The sequence below is a fragment of the Protofrankia sp. CiP3 genome (assembly GCF_917627345.1).
Lineage (GTDB): Bacteria > Actinomycetota > Actinomycetes > Frankiales > Frankiaceae > Protofrankia.
This window is the reverse complement of the sequence record NZ_CAKJTM010000002.1, coordinates 1-2,245: the sequence shown is the minus strand read 5'-3', so window position 1 is coordinate 2,245 and position 2,245 is coordinate 1. Positions and strand designations below refer to the sequence as shown.

Genomic DNA, 2,245 nt, shown 5'->3' with positions numbered 1-2,245 from the left:
GAGACGATTGGGCAAGAACCGGTCCGTGGTCTATCGGGAGATACATCGTTGTGGTGGCCGTGGAAAATATCGAGCGGTGGACGCGCAGCAGCGCGCCGAGGAACAGGCGCGTCGACCGAAGCCGCGCAAGCTCGCCGTATTTCGTCGGTTACATGACGCTGTCGCGGATGGCCTGGCGCAGAAATGGTCGCCACAGCAGATTTCGGCGAGAATGACGATCGACTATCCGGACGAGCCGGAGATGCGTGTGTCCAGCGAAACGATCCACCAGGCGCTCTATCTGCAGGCCCGTGGCGAACTGAAGACCCAACTGAAGATCGTTCTTCGGTTCGGACGGGTGCGAAGGCACCCGTCCGGGTCTACTACCAGCACACAAGGCAGCATAAGGCACTGCCCTAAACTGAAGGCCGATTAGACCGCTTTGGGCAAGTTTGACTCGACGATATGACTCCGTCATTCAACTCTTCGTGTTCATTGAAGTTCTCGGGGTTACCGATCTGGTTGCAAATGATCGCCCGCCTGGACTCGCGCCACCCCGATGGGGCATTCAGCATGATCCGTTCCGCCTTGCTGTCGTTCCGGGAGCCGGGTCGCGACGATGCGACGGAACGGATCTTGGTGATTGGTACGGCCAAATCGGATCTCGAATCTATCCAAAATGGACTAATCGGCCTAGAGTTTAGGGCAGCGCAGCATAAGGACATGGCCAATATCAGTGAACGGCCTCCCGATGTGGCCGACCGGGCCATCCCTGGACACTGGGAGGGAGACTTGATCATCGGTAAGGGCGGCAAGAGCCAGATCATCACCCTTGTCGAACGGACCAGCCGTTTCCTCCTCCTTGCCGGCGTTCCCTATGATCGTTGCACTGATCGAGTGGCCCTCATTCTGTCGATGAAGGTTATGGCGCGATACTTTCATCGCGAGCAGTTCGAGGACCTCGGTCGAGGGTTCTTCGAGGAGGCTCGCACCTCAGTCCTGGGACAGGAGTCGGACGTCATCCCGCTGCCACGTCTCGGGCTGGTTGAGCAACGAACGCAGGGTGGCCGCCAAGGAATCCGCTGAGTCGTTGAAGCGACCTCGGGGGGATATCGTCCGTCACCGTTTGTCCCTTTAAGGCCGATGGCGACTCTGCGATCAACGATCAGAGGTTGCCAAGTAAAGGTGGATGTCGAATGATCCGTGTAGCGATCGATGCATCGTCAGCAGCGACCGGTGGTGGAATTTCGTACCTACGCCACATCCTGCCACGCCTTGCCCAGCACGACATGCTCGAAGTCGGCCCGATTCTGGCTCGTGTCGAGCGGCCGCTGGTCGCGGCCGCGATTCCGCCTGAACTACATATCATACCCGCGTCCGGGCGCCTTGCAGCGCGCTCGCGCGCATGGCATGAGGTAGTAAAAAGCGAGCGTATCGATGTGGTCTTCGCACCGACCGAGATATCATTCTGTCGCTATGAGATGCCGCTCGTTCTTACGCTTCGTAATTCAGCAATTTTTGACGAATCCTTGCACCGCGACTACCGTCGTCACGAGCGGGTCAGATTCCGGATCCAACAGGCGCTCACAAGAATCTCGGCACGGCACGCGTCTTCCCACATTGCTGTCAGTGCGTACGCCCGCGATGCGGCGACGTCTTTCCTTGGTATTGAACCTGAACGGATTCACATAGTTCGCCACGGCGGCCCAACCGAAAATGATCACTACCGGCCGAGGTTGCCACGGCCGGTGCGACGGCTTCTCGTTGTTTCTTCGCTCTATCGATGGAAGAATGTTGATCGACTCCTGAGATGCCTGCGTCAGGTGCGCGGTGAATGGTCGCTCGACATTGTCGGGGACATGCCCGAAAAACGTTACGGGCGGGAAGTAAACCGACTGATCGATAGTATGAGAAGTCGGGTGACATTTCATGGTTACCTAACCGGCCGAAGTCTGGAAGAGATGTACCAGCGGGCCGACTGCCTGATCTGGCCGTCGTATGGAGAGACCTTTGGCCACCCCCTCCTGGAGGCTCATGCGCACGGTCTGCCACTCCTCGTGGCACGGGCCTGCAGTAACGAAGAAATAGCTGGGTCTTCGCCGGCATACTACTTCGACCCATTTGACGAACTTGAAATTATCACTGTGCTCCAAAAAGCGATCGGCGCCGTACTACCGTGCGGACCGCTACCCAGGAAGTACGACTGGGATGCCTGTGCCACGCATACCGGAGACATTCTCACCAAGGCCGCCCAGGCGCGGCGATG

General features: G+C 58.3%; 2 protein-coding genes and 1 pseudogene. All 3 read left to right on the top strand.

From position 1 onward, the window contains the following. A partial coding sequence (locus MJ797_RS00830; RefSeq protein ID WP_374581104.1) for a transposase occupies positions 1-415 on the top strand: 415 nt, incomplete at its 5' end. 296 nt (positions 416-711) lie between these two features. Then, a pseudogene (locus MJ797_RS00825) lies at positions 712-855 on the top strand (transposase); the annotation flags it as partial. A gap of 320 nt (positions 856-1,175) precedes the next feature. Beyond that, positions 1,176-2,245: glycosyltransferase (locus MJ797_RS00820; protein ID WP_239330207.1), on the top strand; the 1,070-nt coding region annotated here is incomplete at its 3' end.